The 333-nt window shown below is 60.4% G+C and carries 1 pseudogene; it reads right to left on the reverse strand.

Annotated features, from left to right (window positions below):
* Positions 1 to 319 (reverse strand): annotated as a pseudogene (locus tag ACO0LI_RS30695) (MotA/TolQ/ExbB proton channel family protein); the annotation flags it as partial.
* Positions 320 to 333 lie beyond the last annotated feature (14 nt).

The raw sequence follows: 333 nt of genomic DNA on the forward strand, positions 1-333 counted from the left end.
TGAGGATGTACCAGCTGCCCATGGACATGATGACCATGATGATGAGTGTGCCTTTGGCAACGAAGTCACCGGTTTTCCAGAGAGCATCGAGACCGTATGGGTTGTCTACCATTTCTTTGGCAGCTGCAGGTGCTGCTGGGGCGCCAGCGTCAGCTGGAGCGGCTGGTGCCGGGGCTGCGTCAGCAGCAGGTGCTGGTGCTGGGGCGGCAGCGGAGGCAGCTGCAGAGGCGGATTCCTGTGCAGAAACAGGGGCGACGGCAACGGCGGCTGTCAAGGCCAGGAGTGTTGCAGCCAGGAATGCGGAGAAACGGGTTTTCATTGAGGTGCTTCCTT

Origin of the sequence: Undibacterium sp. Tian12W (assembly GCF_049339405.1) — a bacterium.
In the GTDB taxonomy this organism is placed as follows: Bacteria; Pseudomonadota; Gammaproteobacteria; order Burkholderiales; family Burkholderiaceae_D; genus Undibacterium.